A 25,467-nucleotide genomic window follows, 5' to 3' on the forward strand; every position below is an offset into this window, starting at 1 on the left:
TCTCCTGCCAGTGTTCAAAAAAGGTGACCTACGCCTTGGGTGGTGCCGACCACGTCTCGGAACAGGTACCAGCGGCGGCTGGGGTCTTGTTTCAGGCGTTTGAACCAGGCGCGGTGCTCGTCGAGGCTGATCTCATGGTGGCGATAAATGGCCCGGCGCATGGAGGGGGCGTTTTGCCAGGGCAGGATGCGTTCGAGGTCGGATTCAGGGACGGCTTTCAGTCGAATGCTGAGTCGGGAAAGAAATCCGGGTCGAGTACCTGTTTGAGCGAATAGGGGCTGTGCTCTGGCACCCTGACCGCTTCGCGATGCAGCGCAAAGGTCTTCTCTGCAGCCCGCCGTGCCTGCTGCCAGGCCTTCTCGAACAGCTCGGGGGGCATGATGTTTGAGGCTAGGCGTGGCTTAGAAACGGTATCTGAAGCCGACCGAGACGCCGTAGGTACGCAACCCTGTCTGGATCCGGTCGATGACAATGCCATCGGGCAGGGTGTTCATGGCCATACGTCCGCGGTTGGAACCAACCTCACCGAGATCGTTATAGCGCAATGCGATGTCTAGGGTCGTCCGGTCGCCGATTCGGATGCCGGTGCCGAGGGCGAGCGTGTAGGCGACCTCCCAGCGCTCGCCGGAAGGAATGACACTGTAACGATGGTTGCCGGTATTCTCCGGGAAGCTGAATCGTAGTCGGCCGAGCTCATTTCTTGCTACCCCGATCCCGACTCCAATGTAGGGTTCGACGATCCCCAGGTCGATCTTGGTCAGCGTGTCGAGATTCGTGAACAGGTTGAGCATCCCTGTCCAGGATTCGAGCTCGCCTGAGGCGGGTTGACGAGTGCCGACACCGAGAAAATTGGCGTTGCCGTCGAAGTCCAGATCGCCTCGGTAGGCAACCGACAGATCGCCGCGCAGCCAGGGCAGGAAACGGCGGCCGACCGCGAGCTCCCAAAGTGGTCCGCTGCCGAAATCGCCGTACGCGCCGATGGGTCTTCCATCGGGACCGCGCGCGCATCCGAACAAGGCTGGTGGTGCTTTGGATGCGCAGTCTGCATCCGAGAGGTCGGCGTCTTCGGATCGTTCGTAGCCCAGAGCACCGCGGACGTACCAATCGCTGGCCGCCGGCTCTATGGAGAGGGCCATCATTGCAAGCACGGCTAGGGCAGTCAGGTTGAACTGTTGCAGTCGCTGGTGGGTATTCATCGTCGTGACAGCAATCGCTCACGGAGACAGCGAGCCTTGAATCCTGCCCGAAACCAGTGCAAAAGGCGACCAGTCGCCTGCGCGGCCTTGATCATCGCCTGGCTCAATACCTGGCTTAGCGGTCAATGATGATCTACTTAAGCAGTAAAATCAGACGCTTGCCTTGCTGATCTTGGTCCAGACGCTGCAGCTGGACCGAGGCGTGATCAAGGCCGCCTGCGCACTTGCGGGGGCTAGCTTGGCGCTTGGGCTGCTCGGGGACCGCGCCTCGCGCCGGGCCGATTTGCTGAGCGGTGGATTAGGCGTTCTGTGGTCCGGGCTGGCCGGCCTCGACGATGAAGGCGGCCTGCCTGTGGCAGCTCGGGTTCTTGACTTTCACCGATGAGAGCCCGAGCAGGTCGGCCTGGACCCGCTCGGGTGTTACCTCGAGCCGAAGGTAGCCGCGCTCGGTCCCGTTCGCGTAGAGGATGTGCGGGTTTTCGCGCTTGACGGCCTGGATGCGCTCCTCCGGTCGGGACTGTGAGGTGATCGAGGTGGTCACGAATTCGCTGGCTACGGTTGGCGATTCGGGTTCATCGAAATCCTGCTTCAGGTTCGTGACCCAGAACGAGTGCACGTCGCCGCCGAGCACGACCGGGTTGCGTGGTTGGCGCTCGGCGAGGACGTCCAGGAGCCGACGGCGGGCAGCTGGGTAGCCGTCCCAGCCGTCGGAGAAGAAGGCCTGGCCCGGCCCGGGCTCGCCATCTGCTTGCGCCATCAGGGTCTGCTGACCGAGCAGATTCCAGCGCGCCTCGGATGCACGCAGGTTTGCCGCCAGCCATTGCTCCTGGCGCGCGCCGAGCATCGTTGCCTTCGGATCGTGGCGGCTGGGGCAGTCGCGGATCACGGCCGAGCCGGCGCGCCCTGGCCTGGGGCAGGGCTGGGGGCTTCGGTACTGACGGTTATCGAGGAGGTGCAGATCAGCGAGCTGTCCATAGTGCAGCCGTGTATGCAGGCGTAGGTTCGGCCCGAACGGCACCATCGTGCGTGGCAGCGGCATGTGCTCGTAGTAGGCCTGGTAGGCCGCGGCCCGGCGCTTCAGGAACCAGGCCGGTTCGTCGTTGTTTTCAGAGATCGGCCCGGCATAGTCGTTCTCGACCTCGTGGTCGTCCCAGACGACCAGCCAGGGGCAGCTGGCATGGGCGGCTTGTAGGTCCGGGTCAGCCTTGTAGAGGGCATAGTGGCGCCGGTAATCGTTGAGCGTGACCGGCTCTTGCGCGCCTTGGGAGCGGACCAGCTCATCGCCCCAACTCGATTCGTAGATGTAGTCACCTACATGCAGGAAGAGGTCAAGTGCGTCCGCAGCGACATAGCGGTAGGCGCTGAACCAGCCCTGGGCGTAGTGCTGGCAGGAGCCGACACCAATGCGCAGCCGCGATACCTCGGCTTCGCGCGTTGGTGCAGTGCGCGTGCGCCCAATCGGGCTGGTCGCATCGGCGACCTGGAAGCGATACCAGTACTCCCGATCCGGCTCCAGCCCATAGGGTTCCAGGTGCACCGAGTGCGCCCACTGCGGCTCGGCATAGGTGGTGCCGCTCGCGGCAAGCCGGCGAAAGCCAGGGTCGTGGGCCAGCTCCCAGCGCACTGGGATGGGCCGCTCCGGGAGACCGCCATGCGGGGCTAGCGGCTCAGGCGCGAGCCGGGTCCAGAGGACCAGTGATCCAGGGCCCGGATAGCCGGAGGCGACACCAAGGGTGAAAGGGTAGCGCTCGAGCCTTGGGACGGCGCGCAGCGGGCTGGCCGCTGTCGCCGCCCCAAGCGCCCCGATGCCGCGCAACAGGGCGCGGCGCCTGGGGGAGAATCGTTTGGACATGATTCGGCTCTTCGTCAGCAAAGCTCGTGCATTGACGCAGAGACGTGATTCCTGTGCGTCACTGCGGCCGGAGACCACGCGCAGCTCGGCATGGCGCGGCCGAACTGCTGCCTTGTTCGCATCCTAAACCGCGTCCAGAGACAGAAACGTCATTTTTCCGCAGCAGGCGCGGTCAAAATTGCACATCCCAAACTGGACGCAGTGTAGTACGGCAAGGTTTCCAGAAAATGACCGTGCGGCAGCTTACAGCGGTTGAGCAAGTCTAAGGCGATTTCTGTCAAAGCTCATACCGCCTTGCTGGTCTTTTCGCTCGCCTTCTTCGTCGCGCCGCCGGTCACATAGCCCGGCTATGCTCCCGGCGACGCTCCTCGAAGGCAAACGAAAACCCTGCGCAATTCGGTACGAGCTTTTCCGGCAATCGCCTAACGAAGGTTCCGGCTAGTGTGCTGGCATGGTGCCGGTCCCATGTGTCACGCGCTTGACGGGCAGGGTCAGGGATTGCCGGCTACCATCATCGAAGCCGAGGTGGAGCTCGATGCTGTCGCCCGCCCTCAAGTCCTCAGTGAGGCCGATCAGCATCACATGCAATCCGCCTGGCTGAAGCTTGACGGTCTCGCCGGCCGGTAATTCGATCTGTTCGAGCTGGCGCATCCGCATCATGCCGTCTTCCATCTTGTGGGTGTGCAGCTCGACGACTTCCGCCGCGTCGGTCTCGCCGATAACCAACGCGCGATCCCGGTTACTCGTGTTGGTTAGGTGCATGAAGGCCGCACTATTCGGCTGTCCGGGCGGCACCGCGCGGACGTAGGCGTCTTGGACCTCGATCTCGGTAGCCGGCGTTGCGGGCTGTTCCGCAGCGCAGAGGTTGAGCGATAACAGTGGCAAGACGATCAGGAAGGGAGAGAGAGGACGGAAGGCGCGCTTTGTGGTGTTCATCGGTTTGGGTCCGGGATCAGGGAAAACGACTGCGCGACCACCGCGCAGGCAATGTCGGTGCAAAGTCTACAAGTAAGACGCTGTAGAAGGCAGCAGGCCGATGATGCGCTAGCAGCAGCGCAGGTGCTTGGGATCACTCGTTGTGCAAGGGAACAGGCTGTCCGTCTGCACATCGGGAAGCTGGGCGCACTGCAAGACCTGGGCGATCGGAATTGTGCTGGGAGATCGGAATGATTGGCAGGCGCTCCGGCGACCCAGCAGGCAGTTCCATTAACCGGGAGGCGGTGTGGGGGGCGACGTCGGAGCGAGCAGCTGCATCAGTCGCGCTGCCTTGTCGAAGGTTTCGCGGTACTCCTCATCGAGCACTGAGTCATGCACGAGTCCGCCGCCGGACCAGAACCGAGCCTGCCCGCCGCTGTTGACGATGGTACGGATTGCGATGTTGGTGTCCATAGCACCGTCGAAGCCGAGATAGCCGATCGCACCGCAATAGATGCCGCGGCGATGGGGCTCGAGCTCCTCGATGATCTCCATCGCGCGGATCTTCGGTGCGCCGGTGATCGAACCGCCCGGGAAGCAGGCGCGCAGCAGCGATGCCGCGTCTTCGCCGGCCCGGAGCTCACCGCAGACGGTGCTGACGAGATGATGGACGGACGCATAGGTCTCGGTCGCGAAGAGGGCCGGGACCTGGATGCTGCCGGGTTGGCAGACCCGGCCGAGATCGTTGCGCAACAGATCGACGATCATCAGATTCTCGGCGCGATCCTTGGGGCTCTCGGCCAGTGCCCGCCGCAATGCGGCATCCTCGGCGGCGTCGGAGCTGCGCGGACGGGTGCCCTTGATCGGCCGGGTCTCGACGCGGCCGCCCCGCAGTGCCAGGAAGCGCTCCGGCGACGAGCTCAGGACCTCGCCAAAGGGCGTCTTCAAGTAGGCCGAGAAGGGCGCCGGGTTCAGTTGGCGCAAGCAGCAGTAGGCGGGCCAGGGATCGCCGTTGGCCGGGGCGGCAAAACGCTGTGCGAGGTTGACCTGATAGCAGTCACCGGCCTGAATGTAGTCTTGTACGCGCCTGAAGGCGGCGGCATAGGCGTCGAACGAGAGGTTCGAGTGCAACGGGGCGGTCGCCCGCAGGGCGGTGCCCACTGCTCGGGCGGTCGATGCGGAATCCGTGACCTCGGCGCTTGGCCTCGCACGTCCGCAGGCTGGTCCAATGTTCGCGGCTTCGATTCCGCTGCGATCGGAGCCCGCCACGGTTTCATCAGGCGGCTCGCGGCCGACCTGCTCTCGATAGCGGGCGCGACCCGCCGCTCCGGAATCGGGAGACGATTCGTGGATCGTCGCCAACGCCGGCGTGAGATCCTGGAGCAGGCGGGAGAAATGTTCCACTAGCTGCGGCCAGCGGGCGCAGGTCCGTGCGCTCCGCCCGGCGCCGACGAGCCAGCTGCGGCGCTCGAGGTGATCGACCAGCAACGCCCAGTCGAAGATGCCGATTGCCATCTCCGGCAGGTCTTCGGCATCGGTCGCTTGCAGCGGCAGGCGCTCGATGCGCCGCGCTAGATCGTAACCGAACCAGCCGATCGCGCCGCCGGCGAAGGGCAGCCCAGCAGGCGCCTCGGTGCGCGGACCCAGCGCCTCGCGCAGCAAGGCGAACGGGTCGGCTTCCGACCAGCGGGTGCCCTGGGCGTCACGGATCGCGGTGGATCGGCCGCGGGTGACCAGGGTCGCGGTTGGATCGGCGGCGAGGATGTCCCAGCGACCATCCCCGCCACTGGTCGCCGCGCTATCGAGAAACATCGCCCAGGGGCGATCGGCGAGCGATGCAAACAGCTGCGCCGAATCGGCCAGGTAGGGGAGCTCGGTCAGGTAGCGCATTGCTGGTCGCCGCCGCGACGTCAGCGGCGCCTTGCGGTTCGCGCCCCGCTGGGCACGGGGCTTGCCGGTCGGTGTGGCTGCCCGCTTAGGCGATTTCTGTCAAAGCTCATACCGCCTTGCTGGTCTTTTCGCTCGCCTTCTTCGTCGCGCCGCCGGTCACATAGCCCGGCTATACTCCCGGCGACGCTCCTCGAAGGCAAACGAAACTCCTGCGCAATTCGGTACGAGCTTTTCCGGCAATCGCCTTAGTCGTCGCCCGCGCGCTGGTAGGCGTCGGCGAGCTGCTTCTGAACGTTGGCCGGGACCGGGGCGTAGTGGCTGAGCTCGAGGCTGTAGGTCCCTTCGCCGCCGGTGATCGACTTCAGCCGCGATTCGTAGCCCTCGAGCTCGGCGAGCGGGGCTTCGCCGTCAATCACGATGCGGCCGCCGCTCTTCGCCTCGCTGCCGTTGATGCGGCCGCGGCGGCCGGACAGATCGCCGGCGAGATCGCCCATGTTGTGGTCGGGCGCGGTGATCCGGATCTTGACCACCGGCTCGAGGATCGCCGGCTTGGCCTTGAGCACGGCCTCGATGAAGGCCTTCTTGCCGGCGGTCGCGAAGGCGATGTCCTTGGAGTCGACCGGATGCGACTTGCCGTCGTAGACAGCGACGCGCACGTCATCCATCGGATAGCCGGCGATCGCGCCTTCCTCGAGCACCTGGCGTACACCCTTCTCGATCGACGGGATGAACTGATTCGGGATGCAGCCGCCGACGGTCTCGTCGACGAACTCGAAGCCGGTGCCTTGCTCACGCGGCTCGATGCGCAGATAGACCTCGCCGAACTGGCCAGCGCCGCCGGTCTGCTTCTTATGTCGGTGATGCCCCTCGGCCTTGGCGGTGATGGTCTCGCGATAGGGGATGCTCGGCGGTCGGGTCTCGACATCGACATGGAACTGCTCGGACAGGCGGCGCAGCAGGACCTTCAGATGGACCTCGCCGAGCCCGCGCATCACGGTCTCGTTGGCGGCGGCATTGTGCTCGACATGGAAGCAGGGGTCTTCCGACTCGAGCTTGTGCAGCGCGTCGTTGAGCTTTTGCTCATCACCGCGCTTGGTGACATTGATCGCCAGCCCGAACAGCGGCATTGGGCACTCGATGCTGCGCAGATGGAAGTGATCTTCGTCGTGCGAGTCGTGCAATACGGCGTCGAAGTGGATGTCGTCGACGCGCGAGACGGCGAGGATGTCACCCGGCACGCCTTCGTCGACCTCGATCAGCTCGCTGCCGTGGATGCGATAGAGGTGCGTCACCTTGAACGGCTTGCGGGCATCGCCGATGTAGAGCTGGCTGTTCGGCGTGATCCGGCCTTGATGGACGCGGAAGATCCCGATCTTGCCGCGAAATGGGTCGTTGATGACCTTGAAGACATGCGCGATCGCGTGCTTGCTTGGGTCTGGCTCGACCCTGACCGGCTGCATCTCCGCGCCTTCACCGCGCATGAACGGCGGGGGATTGCCCTCGGCCGGGTTTGGCATCAGGCGCACCAGTACCTCCATCAGCTCCTTGATCCCGGCGCCGGTCTCGGCCGAGCAATAGCAGATCGGCACGAGATGGCCTTCCCGCAGTGCCTCTTCGAACGGGTCATGGAGCTGCTCCGGCTGGAGCTCTTGCCCTTGCTCCAGATAGACCTCCATCAACTCTTCGTCGACCTCGACGACCTGATCGATGATCTGGCCATGCGCCGCCTCGACCGATGAGAAATCGGTGGCGTCGCCGGCCGGGTTGAAGAAGCAGTCGATCACCCGCTTGCCGCCGTCGGCCGGCAGATTGATCGGCAGGCATTCGTTGCCGAAGGTGTCGCGCAGTTGCTCAGTGAGCGCGGCAAGGTCGGCGTTCGGGTTGTCTATCCCGTTGACGATGAAGATGCGGCACAGATTGCGCTTGTCGGCCGCCTTCCAGGCGCGCTGGGTGATCGGCTCGATGCCGTTTTCGGCATTGACCACGATCGCGGCCGTCTCGACCGCGTTGAGCACCGAGAGGGTGCGACCGAGGAAGTCCGGGTAGCCGGGCGTGTCCAAGAGGTTGATGTGCTTGCCGTGCGCGCCGAACCCGGTGATGCCGACATCCAGCGAATGCTTGAGCTCCTTCTCCATATCATCGTGGTCACAAACCGTCGTGCCTCTTGTGACGCTGCCAGGCTCGGAGATGGCGCCAGCACTAGCCAGTAGCGCCTCGACGAGGGTGGTCTTCCCAGAACCGGCGTGACCGACGAGGGCGATGTTACGGACGTCCTCGGCGTTGTAGTCAGACATGAAGGAACCCTTCTCGCTGCAGGTGGTAAGCGGAGGCCGCCGCCGTTGCGGCAAGCCGGATTGGCCGAGCGAGTATAGCGTAACCAACTGGTCATTTCGGGCGGCGTCATTGGTGCAAACGGCATGGCGCGTGCTTTGGATCAATTCGCCCCTTACCATTCAGCTGACGCCACTCGCTACCTGCTCCCTCTCGGCAGCACGGACAACCGGCAGTGAAGGCATGCTCCGGGTGCGATCTGCTGTCAACATGGGTGCACCCAGCGGGCGGCGGCTGGCTTGTTTCGGCGGGGTGTTCCGTGTCAGGAGAGGGCTTCGGATGTTCGATATCGTCTGGATTGCGGTGGCGTTCGCACTCGGCCTCGGGGCGCGGCAGATCGGTCTGCCACCGCTGGTCGGTTACCTGGTCGCGGGCTTCGTACTGCACGCTTTTGGTGCCCGTGAGAGCGCCCTACTCGAGGAGGTCGCGGACATCGGCATCACCCTGCTGCTGTTCACGATCGGCCTCAAGCTCAAGATCAAGAGCCTGGCCCAGCCGCATGTGTGGGGGACGGCGACCCTGCACATGTTCGCAATGCTTGCCTTCGCGGTCCCGCTGCTGTTGGCGCTCGGAGGGCTCGGCGTTCCGTTGTTGGCCGGAGTGGACTTCCAGACCGCTGCGCTGCTCGCGTTCGCCCTCAGCTTTTCGAGCACCGTCTTCGCGGTCAAGGTCCTTGAGGAGAAGGGCGAGATGGGCTCGCTTTACGGCACGATCGCGATCGGCATTCTGATCATCCAGGATGTTGCCGCGGTGCTGTTCCTAGCGTTCTCGGCCGGTAAGGTGCCGACGGTTTGGGCGTTGTTGCTGCTGTTGCTGATCCCGGCGCGACGCGGGCTCCTGTGGCTGATGAGCCGGGTGGGTCATGGCGAGCTCCTGTTGTTGTTCGGGCTGACCCTGGCGATGGGGACCTCAGAGCTGTTCGAGATCGTCCATATGAAGGGCGATCTCGGCGCGATCCTGATCGGCGTGATGGTCGCGAATCACCCCAAGGCGAGCGAGCTCGCAAAGTCACTGCTGGACCTGAAAGACCTGCTGCTGGTCGGCTTCTTCTTGAGCATTGGACTGCATGGGGCACCGTCGCCGGGCATGGTCTTGTTTGCGGCACTGCTACTGATCGCGCTCCCCTACAAGTGGTATCTGTTCCAGACGCTGATGCTCTGGTTCGGTGTGCGCGGGCGTACGGCCTTTCTCGGCGGTCTGACCTTGGCGAATTACAGCGAGTTCGGTCTGATCGTCACGGCGATCGGGGTCGAGAACGGCTGGCTCGATCCGCGGTGGCTTGCGATCGTCGCGCTCGCGCTCGCGTTTTCGTTCATTGCAGCGGCGCCGGCGAGCAGCCGCTCCCATTCCTGGTATGAAAGGATCAGCGAGTGGCTGCGCGCACGTGAGCGCAAGCGCCGGCTGGCCGAGGAGGCGGAGATCGATCCGGGTGACGCCAACGCGATGGTGGTCGGGATGGGCCGTATCGGCAGTGGTGCCTATGACGAACTGGCCCATGAGCGCGGACTGCGGCCGGTCGGTGTCGATGCCGACCCGGATACGATCGCGCGTCACCAAACGCAGGGGCGCTATGTCGTGCAGGGCAGTGCGACCGACGCGGACTTCTGGCACCGGCTGCATCTCGATGACGGCCATATGCGGCTGGTACTGTTGGCCATGCCCCAGGTCTCCGAGAACCTGTTCGCCGCCGAGCACCTGATCAAGGAGGGGTTCACTGGCACCATCGGTGCGATTGCGAAGTATCCCGAGGATGAACAGGCACTGCGGGCGGCCGGCGTCCAGCTGGTGTTCAATCTCTATGCCGAGGCTGGGGCCGGCTTCGCGCAGCATGTCTGTGCTGAGAGCCATTCGGTGCCAGCAGCGATGCCGGCGTCCGTTGCGTCGAGCTGAGCGGCCTCTGCGAAGGTATCCAGGCTGTTCGCGGACCAGCGCTCACCGGGTGCGCTCTAGGATGAGCGTCCTGGTACGCGTCGAGCGCAGCGGGGAGGTCGTGGTTGCTTTCAAGAGGATCGGCGCGTGCCGCTTCAGCTGCGGCATCAGCATGTGGCCCATGAGGTTGAGCAGAACAGTAATTGTTATCAGATCAAGCATCATCTGAGTCTCCTGCCTAGTCGTGGCGCGTCCGGAGGGTGGACAGCGACAGATTAGCCAGGGAAGCGCGTCCGCTGCGCTAACGCGGTCACAGTTCGCTATGTGGCTGTTTAATCAACGAGAATTTACCGATTGAACTGTGAGGCCGTTGGCAATTGCGTGATGGGCCAGGTGGGCGCCAGGGTCATCGAGAGTTGATGGTTCCGGCGGTTGGGCCTGCGTGAATCACACCACCGTTCCCCCTTACTCGGCGTTTTCAGTGCCCCATGGGTGTGCCAATGCGGGCTCAAGACAGCCTGAGCTGGGGGGTCGCTGCGGCTGTTGCGTGGCCGTTTCCCGCCCTGTTGGGCGTCGCTCGGTTTCATCGGTGCCGTCGACGCGAATGAGCTCCCGCCCCATCAGCAGCGGCATCAGCAAGAAGCTCGCGGCGCTGACCAGGCCCGCGATCGTTAAGGCGTCTAGATACATCGATAGCTCCAGCCTGATCCAAGGCTTCGATTATTAAAGTAAAACAATATTACTAACTGCTGAATTGGTCATCAAGACGACCCCGTCACAACCCATCAATTTGGCGTTCGCGTCTTATCGGCGGTGGATTCGTGCTGCGCTCAGCAGCCAATAACGATTGGCCGCTTGTGGCCCTGGTCCCGTCGGTGATATTGATGGCCGTATCATCGACAGGTCCAAGCCATCGATCGGGTTCACTGGCATCTGGGGTAGTGGCGGATTCGGTGCCCGGCGTCCATCACGAGCGCGCGGCATGAATGACTCCATCAAGGCCGGCCGAACGCAACAGCCGGATTCCGGTCGTGCGGGCGACGGCGGCCCTTCCAAGACTCCGCCGACCATCGGACTCTCGGGCCGAATCGCCCGAACCTTCATCAATACCCCGGTCACGCCGATGCTGCTGATCGGGGCGCTCTGCATCGGCATGCTCGGGCTCTTGTTCACGCCCAGGCAGGAGGACCCGAAGATCTCGGTGCCGATGATCGATGTCTTCGTCCAGTATCCCGGCGCCTCGGCCGAGCAGGTCGAGAGCATGGTGACACTGCCGCTCGAGCAACTGATGATGGAGCTGACCGGGGTACGCCACGTCTACTCGGCGACCCGGCGCGGCGGCGCGATCGTCACTGTGCGCTTCACCGTCGGCGAGGACATGGGCGAGTCCATCGTCAAGGTCCACGACAAATTGCAGGCGAACATGGACCGGATGCCGCCGGACGTGAAGCCGCCGCTGGTCAAGCCGGTCAGTATCGACGATGTGCCGATCGTGACCCTGACACTCTGGTCTGAAGAGATCGACGATAGTCAGCTGCGCAATCTGGCCCTCGATGTGCTGCAGGAGCTCGGGTCGGTGCCCGATACGGGTAAGGGGTTCGTCGTTGGCGGCCGCGAGGAGCAGATCCGGGTCGAGGTGATGATGGAACGGCTGGCCGGCTATGGGATCACGCTGGATCGGATCGCCGAGACCATCCGCAGCGCCAACGCCGAGACCCAGACCGGCGCGACCGAGGGCGGCGGAAGCGCCTATAAGGTTTATTCCGGCGCCTTCTTGAACGATGCCGAGGATATCGCGCGGCTCGTTGTCGGCAGCCAGGGCGGTCATCCCATCTATGTCCGCGATGTCGCGCGGGTGCTGCCGCTGCCGGAGGAGACCCATCAGGTCGTCACCCATACCACCGGACCGGCATATCAGGGTGAGCACTCGGCCGACGGTGCCCAGGCGGTGACGCTGGCGATCGCAAAGAAGGAGGGCTCCAATGGCGTCACGGTGGCCGAGGCCGTGCTCGATAAGCTCGCGGCCCTGGAGCAGCGGCTGATCCCGAGCAATGTCCAGGTCGAGGTCACCCGCAACTACGGCCAGAGCGCCAACGACAAGGTCAACGAGCTGCTCAAGGCGATGTTCGAGGCGGCGGTGATCGTCTCGATCCTGTGCCTGGTCGGGTTGGGCTTGCGCGCCGCGATCGTCGTGATCTCGGTGATCCCGGTGGTCATCCTGCTGACGATCTGGTGGGCCTGGGTGGTCGACTACAGCATCGACCGGGTCAGCCTGTTCGCACTGATCTTCGCGATCGGCATCCTGGTCGACGATGCCACCGTCGTCGTCGAGAACATCTTCCGCCACTGGCTCGAGCTCGGCAAGACCTCGATCAGCGAGGCGGTCGCCGCGGTCGACGAGGTCGGCAATCCGACCATCCTCGCCACCTTCACCATCATCGCGGCGCTGCTGCCGATGGGCTGGGTCAGCGGTCTGATGGGGCCGTACATGCGCCCGATCCCGGTGCTGGGCTCATCGGCGATGTTCTTCTCGCTCGTCGCCGCGTTCGTGTTCACGCCCTGGTTCGCGCTGCGGGTGCGTCCGCGGCTGAAGGCGCTGGAGCGGGCGGAACGGCGCGAGCAGCGTACGCGTGCGATCGTCGGTCGCTTCTATCGGCCGCTCGTGATGCCGTTGATCCGGGATCGGGCGCTCGGCCAGGCGTTCCTCGTCGGCACCATCGCCGCCACGGCCCTGGTCTGTACGTTGTTCTACTTCAAGGTCGTGCCGGTGAAGATGCTGCCGTTCGACAATAAGCCGGAGTTCAGCGTCGTCGTCAATCTGCCCGAGGGCACGGCGCTGCCGGAGACCGCGAACGTGGTGCGGCGGCTCGCCGACAAGCTGCAGGAGCTGCCGGAGGTGGTCGCGATCCAGACCTATGCCGGCACCGCGCAGCCGTTCAACTTCAACGGCATGGTGCGCCACTACTATCTGCGTGAGGAGTCCTGGCAAGGCGACCTGCTGGTGATGCTCAAGGATAAGCATGAGCGTGAGCGGGGGAGCCATGCGATCGCGGTCGCCGCGCGCGAGCTGCTCGCGCCCTTGGCCCATGAGCTCGGCGCCCGGGTCGCGGTGGTCGAGATGCCGCCCGGTCCGCCGGTGCTGCAGACCGTCGTCGCCGAGGTGTATGGCCCGAGTGCCGAGATACGTCGCGAGGTCGCGCGCGATATGACCGCGATGTTCGAGCAGGCCGACGGGATCGTCGATGTCGACAACTACCTGATCGAGCCGTACAGCTCTTGGCGCTTCGAGGTCGACACCGAGAAGGCGGTCCGACGCGGGATCTCGGTTGACACCATCAATCGGAATCTCGCGATGGCCTTGGGCGGCGCCAAGGTCGGCGACGTCAAGCGCGGCACGGTCCAGGAACCGACCTACATCGTGATCCAGGTGCCGCTCTCATACCGCTCGGAGATCAGCGCGCTCGGCAGTCTGCCGATCGCGGGGCCGGACGGCCGCCGAGTGCCGCTGGCCGAGCTCGGCCGTTTCGTGCGCCAGCCCGAGGGCCAAATCATCTATCACAAGGATCTACGCCCGATCGAGTACGTCGTCGGCGAGATGGAGGGTCGCCTCGGTGCACCGATCTACGGCATGCTGGCGGTCGAGGATCGGCTCGAGGACTATGATCCGCCCGGCCCCGGCAGCACGATGAGCGGCATGCCGGACGGGCTGATCGCCCCGCCGAAGACCGACGCAGTGGCCGATTTCGAATGGACCGGCGAGTGGACCGTGACCTACGAGACCTTCCGCGACATGGGCCTCGCGTTCATGGCCGCGCTGGTCCTGATCTATGGCCTGATCGTCTGGGAGTTCCGCGACTTCGCGCTAGCGGGGCTGATCATGTCGCCGATCCCACTGACCCTGATCGGTATCATTCCCGGCCATCTGATCATGGGCGCCGAGTTCACCGCGACCTCGATGATCGGCATGATCGCACTCGGCGGGATCATCGTCCGGCAGTCGATCCTGATCGTCGAGTTCGTCAAGATCGAGGTCGCGCGCGGGAAGCCGGTGCGCGCGGCCGCGGTCGACGGCGCCGAGATCCGGATGCGGCCGATCCTGATCACCTCGCTGACGCTGATGGCCGGTGCTTGGGCGATCATCGACGACCCGATCTTCCAGGGCATGGCGGTGAGCCTGCTGTTCGGTGCCGGTGTCGCGACCCTGATGGCGGTGATCGTGATCCCGCTCGGCTGCATCTCGCTCAAGCGGCAGTTCTATCTGGTCGAGACCGAGAGTGGGGAGCGCACCCTGTCGGCCCGCTTTCAGGAGATCGAGGGGGACGCCGACATTGAGGGTCCGGACGCGGCAGCGGTTCGTGATCGGAGCGACGATCGGCGAGGGGCGACCTCCGAAACAGGCGCAGGAAGGGGTGACACCGTTATCATAGGCGAAGCGGTGCGCCGCGCGACGCCGACCTGGCTGCGGGCTTGGTGGGCGAGCTTGTCTGCGTTCATTTGGCTGAAAACGATAGGAGCAAAGATGTTCGGCCTCCTCAGCGATCTCCTCGTCGATCTCTTCCGCTGGCGGCGTGGGCCGCACGACCGTCCCCAGCACCCGTCGCCCGAAACGGCGCTAGGTGCCACGTCTCAATCCGCGCCAACGGGCAGTCCCTCGGAGCCTTCGGTCTCTGCGGCGCCAGCCGAGTCAGAGGCCGCGCCGGCATCGACTCGACAACAGGCGCCTGCGACGGCATCGCCAAGCGGCGATACTGTGGCGCGGGCAGCGTCGACAGCCGAGGCCCCAGCCAACGGGGCTCCGCCGAAGAAGGCCCCAGCCAAGAAGGTCTCGACCAAGAAGACGAGCACAAAAAAGGCGACCGCGAAGAAAGCGACAACGAAGAAGGCCCCGGCGAAGCAAGGCGCCACAACGAAGGCGACGGCCAAGAAGGCGTCGACCAAGAAGGCCCCGGCCAGCAAGAAGAAGACTGGACAATCGACCAAGCGCGACACCAGTAAGGACTCGGGCTCATCCAGCTAGGACGTGTCCATCGTTTGCTTCCGGAGGCTGTCGCGACCACCGGTGGCCCCGGAATCGTGGAGGCATTATCGGACAGGCACTCGCCTTCGTCGGGAGCGAACCGGGCAGGCTAAGGCGATTTCTGTCAAAGCTCATACCGCATTGCTGGTCTTTTCGCTCGCCTTCTTCGTCGCGCCGCCGGTCACATGGCCCGGCTATGCTCCCGGCGACGCTCCTCGAAGGCAAACGAAAATCCTGCGCAATTCGGTACGAGCTTTTCCGGCAATCGCCTAAGATCCCGCTTCAGCCTACCACGCCGCCGCTCGAGCGAATGGGGCCACGATGCTCGCTTTGCCTGCTGCACCGCTGGCGCGCTGGTCCGTCAGGCTGAGTACGGGTCCGTTCTAGGCGGCGAGCGCCTGCGGCTCGTGCGTCAGGCAACCCTTCGGACAGACGCGTGAGCAGGCCTCGCAGCCAATGCAGTCCATGCTGTCTTTGAGGTTCATGACCATGCCCGGCGCCTCATCGAAGTCGTCGTCGAAATCATCGTCGTCATCCAGGTCCAGCTCGTCGCGGTCGATCAGTTCGAAGACGTCGCGCGGGCAGACCTTGAAACAGCGGCCGCAGCCGATGCAGTTGTTCTGATTCAGGTCGACGATGAACGATGGGGTCCATTCGCTGCCGCCACGGGTGACTCCGGTGATGGTGCTCATTACGCTGCTCCGCTGGTTTGGCCCTGATCGTGCCGCCGTTGATTGACTGCGGGGCGCTCTCAGGGGAGGACTGAAGGGGTATGATTGGCTCGATACCGCGCTGATTGTGATCGCTGGTTCACTGGATTGCCGGACAGAAGGCGCCTTCAAACCTCGTCTTTGCAGGCCCTGCGCTCCGGCATAGAGGCCGAATGGCGACAGATGATCCGCCGGCTCGACCGCTGGTCAGGCTTCGGCTGCCGCCTGGGCCGCTTTGAGTCTGGCGTTGGCTTCGGACCAGGCCTGGCAGGCGTCATAGGTCGCTTGAGCCATGGCCGGTATCTCCTCGAAGGCGGCCGGTAGGCGGTCTTCGACCAGGTCGTGCAATTCGCTCGCGCGCTCGCTGGCGATGCGCTTCGCCTTCTTGGTCGCCTTCTCGAGGGCCTTGAGATCGTCTTCGGTCATCGGTTTGCTCTCAGGTTGACTCGCGCAAGCTCCTGATTGATCTGTCTGCAGGAGCCAGTCTGTTGGGGCGTCTTAGAGGCCGGCGACGTCACTGTGCTCGCCGATCAGCTCGAGCGCGACGGCCAGCAAGGTGTCGGCCTCGTGCTTCATCTTAGACAGCGACGGGAAGCCGAACCGATGTACGTCGCGTAGGGTGCGATCCATCACCACCAGCTTCCCGACCGTGATCAGCGCGCGGCCGAAGCCCTCGTGGCTCAGATGGAGCAGCGGGATGGCGCGCAGCCCGCATTCCTGCTCGATCATCACCGCGATCGCGTTGTAGAACGCCTGCAGGCGGGCGACGACGATCTCGTCCGGGTCGCCGACGATCGGGATCTCACGCTTCTTCGCCTTGGTCAGCACATAGGGTTCGAGGATCTCGGCTGGCGAGAGGTTGTCATAGGTGCCGTAGGGGTCAATCGCGCGGACTTGGCGGACCATCTCAGTTGCGAACTCGGTGCCGAGCACCGGATCATCGGGTGAGATCGCGGGGCTGGGTGGGGCTTCGGGCGTCGCAACGGTCATCGGGTTCTCCTGGTCTTTGAGGCCCTATCAAAATTTGCTGATGGCGGAAGCCATTTTGCTAGGGTTTCTTCGTACTGGTTCGGGGTGCTGGCTCGGGGCGCTGGTCTTAGCCGCCTACCGAAGGGTGGGTCTCGGGAATCAGGATCGGCGGCCGATCATCGGCGCGGCGCAGCAGGATTGGGCGAAAGCGCGCGCGGGCGCCGGTGCCGCCGGTGATCAGCGCGGTCAGCAGCAGGCCAAGGGCGAGGCCGAGGATGCCGACCACAGCGCTGCCGAGATCGCTGACGGCGAGCGCATCGGCGGCGCTGGCGCTGCCGACGAAGGTCAGCAGCGGCAGCAGATAGGCGACCAGCGAGGCGCGCACCAGGGTCGGGTTGCGCACGCCGATCAGCACCTGATCGCCGGGGCTGACGCCGATCGGGTCCCGCACCCGCAGGCGCGTTGCGGCGCCGTTGCCGAAGATCTTGGCAAGGGTTGCGCTCTCGCAGCGATCGGCGCGCCCGCAGCCGGCGCAGCCGGTCTCGCGGGCGACCTCGATCAAGGCCGCGCCGTCGGCGACGGCGAGTACGGTGGCGCGTTGCTCGATCATCGGGCGGTCTCCTGGATCGCGCTCATTCCTGCCAGCCCTCGGCCGCCATCGCATCGAAGCGGCTCGCGCTGCGCGGGGCCTGCTGCTCGATCGCGCGCTGCAGCCAGGCGCTCGGGCCGTCGCGCAGCTCGCGCTTGAGCGCATGCAGCAGGGCGCTGATCAGGGTGCCAGGGGTGACCTTGATCGGCTGCACGCCCTGGGCGCGCAGTTTGCCGATGGCCGAGGCGCCGACCGCCTGGCAGTAGACCGCGACACAGCCGTCCAGGGCCTCGATCTTGGCGCCGAGCTTGTCCTCATTGCCGTCCATGTCGAGGCGGCCGAACTGCGCGACCTCAAGCAACGAATAGCCGCTCGGGCCGACCCGGTAAACCGCGAAGCCTTCGGCGGCGCCAAAGTGCTGATCGACGCGCTGACGATCGCTGCTGGCAAAGGCGACCTTGACGGTGACGGGGTCGGCCTCCTCGGTGCCGACGAGCTTGAGCTGGCGTTTCATCGTCATGGTGATGGGCTCGCGTCAATCTGTATCTAGAGATCGTCTGAATTCACCAAGGCGCGGGGGAACCGATGCGGCGACCGGCCTCGCCAATGGCCTCGGAGGCGCGCTCGCCTCTCTCTGGGTGCGAGGCGGCCATAGGGCTCAAGCGGCCGCGACGCCGTGGTGCGGGTCTTGCGCCTGGCCGTCGCGCTCGCCCTCGGGCCATTGCTTGAGCCGGGAGCGATAGGGCGCGATCTCGCCCTTGTGCAGCCCGAGCAGGATGTTGGCGAGGTCGAACAGGGTCTGGCGGCTGCCCGAGTAGCCGATCCACTGCCGCTGCCAGCCGCCGACCCGATCGAACTGCGGGAAACCGGCGCGTAGCAGCGGGATGCCAAGTCGCTCGGCGGTCGGGACCCCATGGCTGTTAGTGATCAGGACCTCGGCGCCGTTGGCGCGGGCGAGCTGCTCGAGGTCCTCGAGATCGCCGATCTTGATCTCACTGGTGACCGCCGCGCGCAGGCTCGGTGCATTGGTGGGGGCGACGGCGGCGACCGTCTCGGCGCCCAGGCTCGCGAGCAGTTGCGTGAAGCCGACCAGCAGATCGGCGTCGGCGGCGAGTGCGATCCGCGCCTGGCCGAGCGCGAAATGGCTGTCGAGCATCGCGTCCTGGAGCTGCGAGCGCTGGCGCTCGATGCGCTCCGGCACCGGCTCGGCGCTGATCTCGGCGAGGGTCGCGATGAAGCGGTCCATCGCGTCGAGCCCCATCAGGTGCGGGAAGCGATGATCGGGCACGCCGGTGCGCTCGGCGAGCAGGTCGGCGGCGCCGGCCATCGAGCCGCCAATGACGAGCGTCGCCGCGGCATCGCCGAGGGTCGCGAGCTCGTCGAGCGGGGTGCCGCCGATGGTCAGCGCGTTGTAGTCGCTCTCGGCGAGATGGCCGTCGAGCGCATCGGCGATGTCCGGCAGAACGACCGGCCGCAGCCGGAAGCGTTCGAGCAGGTCCTTCAGGTGCTCGATGTCGCCGGTGGTCAGGTGTGAGCCGACCAGGACATTGACCTGGCGCTGGCGGCGTCCGGGCCGCGTGCCGGCAGCGGTCGCCTTCGGGACGAGCTCGTCGATCAGCGCCCGCACCGCGGCGTTGAAGCCGGTCTCGAGGCAGCCACTGTAGTCCGGCGAGGCGACCGGCACCACCGCGACCCGCTCGCATTCGGGATGGGCGCTGCGGAACTGGCGCACGGCGCGCTTGATATCGGCGCCTTGGGTCTCGACCAGTCCGGTGGTCGGCAGGCCGATCAGCGCCGGGTCGTGCTTCTTGCAGATGGTCGCGAGCCCCTCGACCACGGCGTCGTCACCGCCCATGATGGTGCTGACCTGGTCCATCGCCGTGGTCTGCATCGGCATCGGCTCGCGGAAGTGCTGGATGAAGAAGATCTTGCCGAATGCGGTGCAGCCCTGGGAGCCGTGCAGCATCGGCAGTGACCGATGCATGCCGAGGAAGGCGAGGGTGGCGCCGAGCGTCGCGCTGGCCTTGAGCGGACCGACCGAGAGCGCCTTGTTGCGCTTGACGATCGTGGGGCCGATGGTTTCGGCTTGGCCCGGGGAGCCTGTTGTGGGGTTTGCTCTGTCGGCGGTCTGCCCGCCTGTCAGGGCGCCGGCCTGACCGGCGTTGCGCGGGCCACTATTCGACTGTCCAACGGTAACGGGTTGCTCAGCCATCGGTTACACCTCCACTGTGGTTTGGGCTTGAGTCGGCGTACCGGATGTCGTGTCGGGCGGCGTGGCCCGTTGCTCGCGAGCGCCAGCACTAGCGCCGGCGGCGGCACTGTCCTGACCCCGCTTGGCCTGACCCTGACCCGTTCTGGCTGCGCTCGCGGCCGTGGAGTCCTGGGCGAAGGGGGGCTCAGCAGCGGCGGTGCTCGGCGTCATCGCGCCGGCGCCGGCACTGCCGGCGAGACGCCAGGGCGGGACACTGCGCACGGCCGGCCAGATCGGGCTCTCGATGGTCAGGCAGAGCTGGCGGGCGAGCTCGAGCATGCCGTCGTAGCCGGCATAGCCGTACTCGCGTTCCTGATTGATATCCAGGAACGGGATGCGGGCCTTGAGCGCCGTGTACTGGTTGCGGCCGCCGGCGACCATGATGTCCGCGCCTTCGCGCCAGTAGAGATCGAGCAGGTTGCGCGGGTTGCCGTCCTCGATCATCACCGCGTCATCGCCCATCAGCGCGCGGATGCGGGCCTTGTCGTCCTCGGTCGACTTGCGGGTGCCGGTCGCGACCACGGTCATGCCAAGGTCCTGCAGGGCCGAGACGATCGACCAGGACTTGACCCCGCCGGTGTAGAGCAGCACCCGCTTGCCGCGCAGCCGCTCGCGCCAGGGCTCGAGCGCGGCGTCGAGACGCGCCTCCATGCGGGCGATCAGCGCCTCGGTGCGCTGGCTCAGATCCGGGTCGTCGAGCAGCCGGGCGAAGTCGCGCAGCGCCCGTGACATGTCCTCGACGCCATAGAAGCTGCCCTCGAACCAGGGCGTGCCGAAGGCCTGCTCGAGCTTGCGCGCGACGTTGATCATGGCCTTGGAGCAGACCATCATGTTGGCCTCGGCGCGATGCATGGTCTGCACCTCGTGGAAACGCGCATCGCCGGAGAGGGTGCAGAGCACGCGCAGCCCCAGTTCGTCGAGCACCGGCAAGACATGCCAGAGCTCGCCGGCGATGTTGTATTCGCCGACCAGCGAGACGTCATGGACCTTGAAGTCCGGCCGCTCGATCCCGGGTGGGACCGGGTCGGGCTCGCGGCCGCCGCAGACCTGCTTGACCATGGTCTCGCCGGCGATGCGGTTGCCGAGGTTCTTGGTGCCGTAGAAGCCGGCGGCATCGACCGAGATCACCGGCTTGCCCCAGCGTTCCGAGGCCGCCTTGCAGACCGCGTCGACATCGTCGCCGATCAGCGCCGGCACGCAGGTGTTGTAGACGAAGACCGCGGCCGGGTCGTAGCTGTCGATCGCCTGCTTGATCGAATGGAACAGGCGCTTCTCGCCGCGGCCCATGATCACGTCCTGCTCGGTGAGATCGGTGGTCATGCCGAGCTTGTAGAGGCTGGGGCCGGTCGAGCGGCTGCCGCGGTTGTCCCAGGCGCTGCCGGCGCAGGCGATCGAGCCGTGCACGATATGGGCGACATCGCCGATCGGCAGCAGGGCGATCTGGGCGCCATCGAAGGCGCAGCCGCCGGCGGTGGCGCCGGGCTTCGGCTTCGCGCAGCCCGACTTGCCCTTGTTGTTGTGCTCGCAGGCGGGCTCGTCCAGCAGGGCGGCGATGTCTTTCTGTTTCATGACCTCGGGTTCCGACGGGGACGCGATTTGGAAAGAAGCGATTGGGGAAGGGTTAAGCAGACGGCGTGCCAGTGCCTGTCCGGTGCTCGAACCGGTGCTCCAAGACGGCAGGGCTGGAGCCGCGATGGGGCGGCATTGGATCGGTGATGGGCCGGTAATGGGGCTAAATCTCGGCGTTCTGATTGCTGATTTTCCAAAGTTGGATAGGAGCTTAGCGACTGGTGAGCAGTGATCGCTCGGCCGGCACACCGCAGCCGGCGCACCCCAGCCGGCGCATCGCGGCGGGACATCGCGGCGGATTGTTGCAAAGCGAACAACCGTCGCCAGTTGCCGCCTTTGCAACAGGTTCAGCAGGAGACGAGCGCGGGTTCCAGCGCTCCGTTGAACAGTCGGCAGGTGGCGAGGAGACGGAGCGGCCTGGGGCGTCTGTGGTAAGAACAAGGCGAGGCTTCAGGCCAGGGATCGGCGTTGGCCGAGTGCATGCGTTGATTGACCATCTAATACAGGGGGTTAATCAGCGCGTAAGGGGTCCGACGCCGGAGCCATTCGGCCGTCTCGGCTGGGCCCTGCTCTGACGCCAGGCGTGCCGCGCTGCGGCCATGGACAAGGCTCGAGACAGCTTCCGGTCCGCTGTCGGGGAGGTCGGGCAAACCGATCGACCCGAAGCTGGCGCTGGACTTGCTTGCAAGCCGAGGATTCCCTCCGATCCTTAAGGACGTCCCATGTCTATCGAACTGTCCGATCTCGCCAACGCGCTGCGCCGCGGCGATCTGACCCCCTACCTCGGCCCCGGTGCGCTGGCATCGGTCGTCGACACGCAGACCGGAGCGCCCATCCCTGCTGACAGTGACAGCCTGATCCTGGCGATGAACAGGGGCCGGCCGATGTCGAAGCGGCTGATGTGGGAATTCCCGCGTGCGGCGATGGATGTCGAGCTCAAGCGCGGCCGCAGCGCGGTGACGCGCTTCCTCGATGCGACCTATGGGCAGCGCGCGTGGACACGGGCGCCGGTGCATGAATGGCTCGCGACGCTGGCGCCGCCCTATGTCATCGATATCAACCGCGACACCCAATTGCAGGATTCCTATGCCGATCGGCCGCATACGCTGATCCGCGGCATCGCGCGCATCGCCGGCACCGATTTCCGCTTCCGCCTCCACGCCTTTGACGGCAGCCGCTACCAGGAGATCGAGCAGGACGCGGTCGATCCGAACCTGCCAATCCTGTTCAAGCCGCTCGGCAGCCCGCGCCCGGATGCCACCTACATCGCCTCGGATGCCGACTTCGTCGACTACCTGACCGAGCTGATGGGCGGCTTCGGCGTGCCGCGGTTCCTCAAGGAGTATCGGGTCGGTCGCCAGTATCTGCTGCTTGGGATGCGCCTGACCCGCGACACCGAGCGCATGGTCCTGTCGGACCTGATCCATGCCGCTGATGAGCCGGCCGGCTGGGCGCTGATCCCGGAGCCGACCGAGAAGGAACGGCGCTATTGCGCCGGCAAGCAGATCGAGATCATCGAGGCCGATATCGACGAGCTGCTTGAGGCCGATGGTTTCCATAGCGAGGCCGCGGCTGCCGAGGTGGGGTGCTGAGATGGATGCAGTACAGGAGCGGCCGGACCGCTATATCAGCTTCCGCGGGATCGACTGTGACGGCAATGCGCAACGTTTCGTGACGGCACTTCGCGTGGTCATGGACCATGGCGAGCGCGATGATCCGTTCTGGCGCTATTTCGAGGCCAAGCTCGATGGCCGCAACGGGCCCGAGCACGACGCGCTCTATCATATCCACTGCCATCTGAACCCGCTGCGCGAGCTGCTCGAACGCTGGGGCGAGCAGGAGCTGGAGGGGATGCTCGAGGAGCTGGAGCTGGAGTGCTGTTGAGCGCATCGGTGCTGCGGTGCTGCGGTGCTGCTTTTGGCATTTGATCGGCCAGATGCCGCGATGCGCTCAAAATGCAGCTTGACCTATGGTGGACGGTAATTCCATCTGGCATGCTGGCCAGCCATGCGAGCGCGACAGCTCTTCCGCTATAAGGCCCGGCAAGGTGAGATGATCTGCGAGATGGTCATTTGGTCGCTGCCGGTGTCGACCCCGGAGCGACCGCATGGCCTCAAGTATCGGTTATTCTGCGGTCAGGCTGGAGCCTGTGTGGTGCGCTACGACAATGAGACGGGCAAGGGCGATCACCGGCACCATGGCGATCGTGAGGAGCCTTATGCGTTTTCATCGCTGGAGCAGTTGCTCGCCGATTTCCGTGCCGACTGCTCGGAGCTCGCCGGCTGGAGGTGGGAATGAGCGTTATCGAAATCAGTGTGCTGACGCCAGACGCGGCCCTGCAGGCCTTTTCTGACACCTGGGCCGCGGCCGAGTCCGGCGATGCAATCAGACCGCGATTGGCCTTCGGCAGCTTGCGGGAGCTGTTCTCGGCGATCACCGAGAAGCGGCTGGAGCTATTGCGTCATGTCGCTGCCGACGAGGGAGTGAACGTGCAGCAGCTCGCGCAGGCGTTGAATCGAGACTACGACAGGGTGCACGCGGACGTCGCGGAGCTCGTTGAGCTCGGGCTGTTGCAGCGAGACACGAATGAAACCCTATTTGCCCCCTATGACGAGATCTTGATCCACGCGGGTATCCGTGATGCTGCATGACCCGCATCAATCGAGCACGACGACAGGCTCATGTGGAGACCCGGGCCACTCTGAAGGGGGATGCTCGAGTTGAATTGTTTCCTGCTCTGGGTGCGGGGCAGCAAGAGTGGCATCACCGCGATGATGTTTCGGCTCGGCACAAGGGCGCCAGCTTGAGCAACTCCTGCGCCTGGACGAGGCACTGTTGGCGGACCTCGGGATCGAGCGTGCGCACCCAGCGTGACGGGAAGGCGGATGGACCGTAGAGGGCGCCGGCGATCATGCCGAGGATGGCGCCGGTCGTATCGGCGTCGCCGCCGCGATTGACCACGTCGATCAAGGCCGTCTCGAGGTTGTCGGTGGCGAAGAGGGACTGGAAGACGGTCCTCAGGGTGTCGGCGATGAAGCCGCTCGGGTTCTCGGACCGCTTGCGGTCGTAGGCGAAGACCGGTTCCTCGGCGACCAGGGCTTCGGCCAGGAGCTTGAGATCGGTGCGGGTGCCGCCGAGCAGGGCGGCCTGGACCATCCGGATCACGCACAGGGTGCCGGCGTCGGAGGTCGGATTGTTGTGGGTGACATGGGCTTGACGCTGATTCGCCTCATCGACGAGGTCGTGATCGGCGCCCAGCGTGGCCAGGGCCACCGGTAGGCAGCGCATGCAGGCGCCGTTGCCAGCGTCGAACGCGCTCTCCTCGGACTCGGCCTCGCCGGTGCGCCGGTAATGGGAGATACCCCGGCGCACGGTGTTGCCGATGTCGATCGGCTTGCTGCGCATCCAGGCGCTGAAGGCCTCGGCGGCGGACTGGGCGTCGAGACCGCCGGCGGAGAGGATGCTGCGGCCCAGGGCAAGGGCCATCTCGGTGTCATCGGTGACCCGTCCCTTGCGCAGTTTGAGCCAGCCGCCGCCCTTGATGTCGCGATGCTCCCGGTAGTGGGTGCGGATCTCGCGCGGCGTCATGAACTCGACGGTGGCGCCGAGCGCATCGCCGACGGCCAGACCGAGGTAGGCGCCGATCGCGCGACGTTTGATCTGATCGCCGCTGCCGTTCTCGGCGACGAGCAGGAATTCAGTTCTCAGGGCCGAAACAAACATGATAGTCGACGCAGACCTCGCAGGAGGGTGAGCGACAGGTGTAGATGCCCTCGGTCTCGCACAATTGCTTGTACAGAAACCGTTTCCATTTCATGTCGGCATCATTACGTTGGGCGACAGCGGGGAAGTTTCGTTCCATCAGCTGACTCAGCTCGGCGCGCTCCCAGAGACCGAGGTCTTGCCAGAGGTGATCGCTTCCCATGCAGCCCGTCGCCACGATCACGGCCAGCCAGCGTTGGTTGCCGCTTGGCCTTGCAATATCATTAAGCAATAGACGGACCAGCTCATCGAGCTCGTCTAGCCGGCTTGGGTCAAGCGTGCAGCCGGTCTGCTGCAGCGCCGAGAGAGGGAGCGCCGGGAAGTGATGCGCGACCAATGCTTTGAACTCCGCGGCACCGAGACCGAGCCAGTCTGGCATGGCGCCGCGCCCGCACTGCTGGCTCGCGAGCATCGAGGCGAGGGGCCGCGCATTGGGGTCACCAGCGGCATGGCCCAGCAGCCACTGCCGCCAGTCATCGACCCTTGTCCTGCTCGGGCAGGCCGCCAGCGGCGCAGCCGCTGCCTGGTTCGGGCCGGGCATACCGCC

General features: G+C 65.2%; 24 protein-coding genes. 6 read left to right on the plus strand and 18 right to left on the minus strand.

The genetic code is table 11. From position 1 onward, the window contains the following. Window positions 1–14: 14 nt before the first annotated feature. From CKO40_RS02180 to fusA, 7 genes are all read right to left on the minus strand, one after another. Entirely contained in the window at window positions 15–161 is a 147-nt protein-coding gene (locus tag CKO40_RS02180; RefSeq protein WP_200344303.1) for a hypothetical protein, read from the minus strand. 56 nt (window positions 162–217) lie between these two features. Then, window positions 218–379, minus strand: a complete 162-nt coding sequence (locus CKO40_RS02185; protein ID WP_200344305.1) for a DUF29 family protein — start codon at window positions 377–379, stop codon at window positions 218–220. A gap of 22 nt (window positions 380–401) precedes the next feature. After that, window positions 402–1,196: an outer membrane protein gene (locus CKO40_RS02190; RefSeq protein ID WP_200344307.1), complete on the minus strand. Its 795-nt coding sequence runs from the start codon at window positions 1,194–1,196 to the stop codon at window positions 402–404. Window positions 1,197–1,494: 298 nt separating this feature from the next. After that, on the minus strand, window positions 1,495–3,048 hold the full coding sequence (locus tag CKO40_RS02195) for an alkaline phosphatase D family protein (RefSeq protein ID WP_200344308.1): 1,554 nt from the start codon (window positions 3,046–3,048) through the stop codon (window positions 1,495–1,497). A 438-nt stretch (window positions 3,049–3,486) separates the two neighbouring features. Further along, entirely contained in the window at window positions 3,487–3,984 is a 498-nt protein-coding gene (locus CKO40_RS02200) for a copper chaperone PCu(A)C (protein WP_200344310.1), read from the minus strand. A gap of 270 nt (window positions 3,985–4,254) precedes the next feature. After that, window positions 4,255–5,853 carry an aminodeoxychorismate synthase component I gene (gene pabB / locus CKO40_RS02205; RefSeq protein ID WP_242476726.1) on the minus strand — a complete coding sequence of 533 codons (1,599 nt, stop codon included), beginning with the start codon at window positions 5,851–5,853 and terminating at the stop codon, window positions 4,255–4,257. Between the two features lie 245 nt (window positions 5,854–6,098). Beyond that, window positions 6,099–8,147, minus strand: a complete 2,049-nt coding sequence (gene fusA, locus CKO40_RS02210) for an elongation factor G (RefSeq protein WP_200344312.1) — start codon at window positions 8,145–8,147, stop codon at window positions 6,099–6,101. A 316-nt stretch (window positions 8,148–8,463) separates the two neighbouring features. On the opposite strand from fusA, the gene CKO40_RS02215 reads away from it, so the two are divergent. Further along, window positions 8,464–10,074, plus strand: a complete 1,611-nt coding sequence (locus CKO40_RS02215) for a cation:proton antiporter family protein (protein ID WP_200344314.1) — start codon at window positions 8,464–8,466, stop codon at window positions 10,072–10,074. Between the two features lie 42 nt (window positions 10,075–10,116). On the opposite strand, the gene CKO40_RS02220 is transcribed toward CKO40_RS02215, so the two are convergent. After that, a complete protein-coding gene (locus tag CKO40_RS02220; protein WP_200344316.1) occupies window positions 10,117–10,275 on the minus strand; it encodes a hypothetical protein in 159 nt (52 codons plus the stop codon). A gap of 243 nt (window positions 10,276–10,518) precedes the next feature. Continuing rightward, on the minus strand, window positions 10,519–10,743 hold the full coding sequence (locus CKO40_RS02225; RefSeq protein WP_200344318.1) for a hypothetical protein: 225 nt from the start codon (window positions 10,741–10,743) through the stop codon (window positions 10,519–10,521). A gap of 292 nt (window positions 10,744–11,035) precedes the next feature. Here CKO40_RS02225 and CKO40_RS02230 point away from each other — a divergent pair, with 292 nt between their 5' ends. Continuing rightward, complete coding sequence (locus tag CKO40_RS02230) at window positions 11,036–15,070, plus strand: efflux RND transporter permease subunit (protein WP_200344319.1); 4,035 nt, start codon at window positions 11,036–11,038, stop codon at window positions 15,068–15,070. 383 nt (window positions 15,071–15,453) lie between these two features. Here the strand turns inward: CKO40_RS02230 and fdxB are convergent, their stop codons facing one another. The 7 genes from fdxB to nifE form a co-directional block, all read right to left on the minus strand. Then, window positions 15,454–15,762 carry a ferredoxin III, nif-specific gene (gene fdxB, locus CKO40_RS02235; RefSeq protein WP_200344320.1) on the minus strand — a complete coding sequence of 103 codons (309 nt, stop codon included), beginning with the start codon at window positions 15,760–15,762 and terminating at the stop codon, window positions 15,454–15,456. Between the two features lie 225 nt (window positions 15,763–15,987). Then, window positions 15,988–16,206: a CCE_0567 family metalloprotein gene (locus tag CKO40_RS02240; protein ID WP_200344321.1), complete on the minus strand. Its 219-nt coding sequence runs from the start codon at window positions 16,204–16,206 to the stop codon at window positions 15,988–15,990. A 72-nt stretch (window positions 16,207–16,278) separates the two neighbouring features. Continuing rightward, the gene (locus CKO40_RS02245; RefSeq protein ID WP_200344322.1) at window positions 16,279–16,770 is read right to left on the minus strand and encodes a NifX-associated nitrogen fixation protein; all 492 of its coding nucleotides are present in this window, start codon (window positions 16,768–16,770) and stop codon (window positions 16,279–16,281) included. Window positions 16,771–16,876: 106 nt separating this feature from the next. Then, on the minus strand, window positions 16,877–17,359 hold the full coding sequence (locus CKO40_RS02250) for a SoxR reducing system RseC family protein (RefSeq protein ID WP_200344323.1): 483 nt from the start codon (window positions 17,357–17,359) through the stop codon (window positions 16,877–16,879). A gap of 22 nt (window positions 17,360–17,381) precedes the next feature. Next, a complete protein-coding gene (locus CKO40_RS02255; protein WP_200344324.1) occupies window positions 17,382–17,858 on the minus strand; it encodes a NifB/NifX family molybdenum-iron cluster-binding protein in 477 nt (158 codons plus the stop codon). A 138-nt stretch (window positions 17,859–17,996) separates the two neighbouring features. Beyond that, window positions 17,997–19,550 (minus strand): nitrogenase iron-molybdenum cofactor biosynthesis protein NifN, encoded by a 1,554-nt coding sequence (nifN, locus tag CKO40_RS02260; protein WP_200344326.1) that lies wholly within the window; start codon window positions 19,548–19,550, stop codon window positions 17,997–17,999. A gap of 3 nt (window positions 19,551–19,553) precedes the next feature. Beyond that, on the minus strand, window positions 19,554–21,158 hold the full coding sequence (gene nifE, locus CKO40_RS02265; protein ID WP_242476727.1) for a nitrogenase iron-molybdenum cofactor biosynthesis protein NifE: 1,605 nt from the start codon (window positions 21,156–21,158) through the stop codon (window positions 19,554–19,556). Window positions 21,159–21,880: 722 nt separating this feature from the next. On the opposite strand from nifE, the gene CKO40_RS02270 reads away from it, so the two are divergent. From CKO40_RS02270 to CKO40_RS02285, 4 genes are all read left to right on the plus strand, one after another. After that, window positions 21,881–22,750: an SIR2 family protein gene (locus CKO40_RS02270; RefSeq protein WP_200344328.1), complete on the plus strand. Its 870-nt coding sequence runs from the start codon at window positions 21,881–21,883 to the stop codon at window positions 22,748–22,750. A 1-nt stretch (window position 22,751) separates the two neighbouring features. Beyond that, the gene (gene cowN / locus CKO40_RS02275; RefSeq protein WP_200344330.1) at window positions 22,752–23,042 is read left to right on the plus strand and encodes a N(2)-fixation sustaining protein CowN; all 291 of its coding nucleotides are present in this window, start codon (window positions 22,752–22,754) and stop codon (window positions 23,040–23,042) included. A gap of 123 nt (window positions 23,043–23,165) precedes the next feature. Continuing rightward, entirely contained in the window at window positions 23,166–23,456 is a 291-nt protein-coding gene (locus CKO40_RS02280; RefSeq protein WP_242476728.1) for a toxin-antitoxin system TumE family protein, read from the plus strand. Further along, window positions 23,453–23,809: an HVO_A0114 family putative DNA-binding protein gene (locus tag CKO40_RS02285; protein ID WP_200344332.1), complete on the plus strand. Its 357-nt coding sequence runs from the start codon at window positions 23,453–23,455 to the stop codon at window positions 23,807–23,809. Before CKO40_RS02280 ends, CKO40_RS02285 begins: the two co-directional genes overlap by 4 nt. A 112-nt stretch (window positions 23,810–23,921) precedes the next feature. Here the strand turns inward: CKO40_RS02285 and draG are convergent, their stop codons facing one another. Both draG and CKO40_RS02295 read right to left on the minus strand, forming a co-directional pair. Further along, window positions 23,922–24,881, minus strand: coding sequence for an ADP-ribosyl-[dinitrogen reductase] hydrolase (draG, locus tag CKO40_RS02290; RefSeq protein ID WP_200344334.1), 960 nt, complete (start codon window positions 24,879–24,881; stop codon window positions 23,922–23,924). Continuing rightward, window positions 24,856–25,461 (minus strand): nitrogen fixation protein NifQ, encoded by a 606-nt coding sequence (locus CKO40_RS02295; RefSeq protein WP_200344336.1) that lies wholly within the window; start codon window positions 25,459–25,461, stop codon window positions 24,856–24,858. Before CKO40_RS02295 ends, draG begins: the two co-directional genes overlap by 26 nt. Window positions 25,462–25,467 lie beyond the last annotated feature (6 nt).

Source organism: Halochromatium glycolicum (assembly GCF_016584085.1).
Lineage (GTDB): Bacteria > Pseudomonadota > Gammaproteobacteria > Chromatiales > Chromatiaceae > Lamprobacter > Lamprobacter glycolicus.

Excerpts from the sequence above, each read along its gene's own strand:
- CKO40_RS02180 (WP_200344303.1), bottom strand. The coding sequence starts at position 161 with ATGCGCCGGGCCATTTATCGCCACCATGAGATCAGCCTCGACGAGCAC.
- CKO40_RS02185 (WP_200344305.1), bottom strand. The coding sequence starts at position 379 with ATGCCCCCCGAGCTGTTCGAGAAGGCCTGGCAGCAGGCACGGCGGGCT.
- CKO40_RS02190 (WP_200344307.1), bottom strand. The coding sequence starts at position 1,196 with ATGAATACCCACCAGCGACTGCAACAGTTCAACCTGACTGCCCTAGCC.
- CKO40_RS02195 (WP_200344308.1), bottom strand. The coding sequence starts at position 3,048 with ATGTCCAAACGATTCTCCCCCAGGCGCCGCGCCCTGTTGCGCGGCATC.
- CKO40_RS02200 (WP_200344310.1), bottom strand. The coding sequence starts at position 3,984 with ATGAACACCACAAAGCGCGCCTTCCGTCCTCTCTCTCCCTTCCTGATC.
- pabB (WP_242476726.1), bottom strand. The coding sequence starts at position 5,853 with ATGCGCTACCTGACCGAGCTCCCCTACCTGGCCGATTCGGCGCAGCTG.
- fusA (WP_200344312.1), bottom strand. The coding sequence starts at position 8,147 with ATGTCTGACTACAACGCCGAGGACGTCCGTAACATCGCCCTCGTCGGT.
- CKO40_RS02215 (WP_200344314.1), top strand. The coding sequence starts at position 8,464 with ATGTTCGATATCGTCTGGATTGCGGTGGCGTTCGCACTCGGCCTCGGG.
- CKO40_RS02220 (WP_200344316.1), bottom strand. The coding sequence starts at position 10,275 with ATGCTTGATCTGATAACAATTACTGTTCTGCTCAACCTCATGGGCCAC.
- CKO40_RS02225 (WP_200344318.1), bottom strand. The coding sequence starts at position 10,743 with ATGTATCTAGACGCCTTAACGATCGCGGGCCTGGTCAGCGCCGCGAGC.
- CKO40_RS02230 (WP_200344319.1), top strand. The coding sequence starts at position 11,036 with ATGAATGACTCCATCAAGGCCGGCCGAACGCAACAGCCGGATTCCGGT.
- fdxB (WP_200344320.1), bottom strand. The coding sequence starts at position 15,762 with ATGAGCACCATCACCGGAGTCACCCGTGGCGGCAGCGAATGGACCCCA.
- CKO40_RS02240 (WP_200344321.1), bottom strand. The coding sequence starts at position 16,206 with ATGACCGAAGACGATCTCAAGGCCCTCGAGAAGGCGACCAAGAAGGCG.
- CKO40_RS02245 (WP_200344322.1), bottom strand. The coding sequence starts at position 16,770 with ATGACCGTTGCGACGCCCGAAGCCCCACCCAGCCCCGCGATCTCACCC.
- CKO40_RS02250 (WP_200344323.1), bottom strand. The coding sequence starts at position 17,359 with ATGATCGAGCAACGCGCCACCGTACTCGCCGTCGCCGACGGCGCGGCC.
- CKO40_RS02255 (WP_200344324.1), bottom strand. The coding sequence starts at position 17,858 with ATGACGATGAAACGCCAGCTCAAGCTCGTCGGCACCGAGGAGGCCGAC.
- nifN (WP_200344326.1), bottom strand. The coding sequence starts at position 19,550 with ATGGCTGAGCAACCCGTTACCGTTGGACAGTCGAATAGTGGCCCGCGC.
- nifE (WP_242476727.1), bottom strand. The coding sequence starts at position 21,158 with ATGAAACAGAAAGACATCGCCGCCCTGCTGGACGAGCCCGCCTGCGAG.
- CKO40_RS02270 (WP_200344328.1), top strand. The coding sequence starts at position 21,881 with ATGTCTATCGAACTGTCCGATCTCGCCAACGCGCTGCGCCGCGGCGAT.
- cowN (WP_200344330.1), top strand. The coding sequence starts at position 22,752 with ATGGATGCAGTACAGGAGCGGCCGGACCGCTATATCAGCTTCCGCGGG.
- CKO40_RS02280 (WP_242476728.1), top strand. The coding sequence starts at position 23,166 with ATGCGAGCGCGACAGCTCTTCCGCTATAAGGCCCGGCAAGGTGAGATG.
- CKO40_RS02285 (WP_200344332.1), top strand. The coding sequence starts at position 23,453 with ATGAGCGTTATCGAAATCAGTGTGCTGACGCCAGACGCGGCCCTGCAG.
- draG (WP_200344334.1), bottom strand. The coding sequence starts at position 24,881 with ATGTTTGTTTCGGCCCTGAGAACTGAATTCCTGCTCGTCGCCGAGAAC.
- CKO40_RS02295 (WP_200344336.1), bottom strand. The coding sequence starts at position 25,461 with ATGCCCGGCCCGAACCAGGCAGCGGCTGCGCCGCTGGCGGCCTGCCCG.